This is a genomic window from Escherichia sp. MOD1-EC5495 (assembly GCF_002965965.1).
GTDB lineage: Bacteria > Pseudomonadota > Gammaproteobacteria > Enterobacterales > Enterobacteriaceae > Escherichia > Escherichia ruysiae.
The window spans coordinates 1-520 of the sequence record NZ_PTRI01000061.1 but is presented as its reverse complement, the minus strand read 5'-3'; the positions used below and the strand labels follow the sequence as shown (position 1 = coordinate 520).

1 protein-coding gene and 1 pseudogene are annotated in these 520 nt (G+C 49.6%); both read left to right on the top strand.

The window, feature by feature from the left end:
* Positions 1–138: pseudogene (locus BEG40_RS21990) on the top strand (tail fiber domain-containing protein); the annotation flags it as partial.
* 42 nt (positions 139–180) lie between these two features.
* Positions 181–474: a hypothetical protein gene (locus BEG40_RS21545; RefSeq protein WP_000355602.1), complete on the top strand. Its 294-nt coding sequence runs from the start codon at positions 181–183 to the stop codon at positions 472–474.
* Positions 475–520 lie beyond the last annotated feature (46 nt).

The window sequence follows — 520 nt, the reverse complement described above, 5'->3', positions numbered from 1 at the left end:
GTAGATTATTCTGGTGTTACTGGCTTGCTTGTTCAGGTAGCCAGAGAGTCAGACGACAGGATAACAGCACTGGAAGAAGAAAACGCAGAATTAAGACAAAGATTATCTGCAATTGAGGCGGCGCTTGCGTCTAAATAATATTAAGGGGCCGAGCGCCCCATTTTATTGGGTAGGATGAAAATGGATATAACACCTTTCCTTCATGCACTTTGTGCTGTGGCTGCGCAGCTACTGATTGGTCTTTTTACCGGGAACTGGGCTTACGGGGCGATAGCCGGTTGTACGTTCTTCATTGCGCGTGAACACACCCAGGCAGAATATCGCTGGATCGAAATGTTCGGGCATGGCAAGCGAATGAATATGCCGTGGTGGGGCGGTTTTGATACACGTGCATGGGATGTGGCAAGCCTGATGGATTTTGCTGTGCCGGTGGTGGCGTGTCTGCTGGTCTGGCTGTTGGTTAATCGTGGGTGAAAAAAGGTGAGCTGTATATGCAACGGAGGAAGAAACCCCGTTGCTG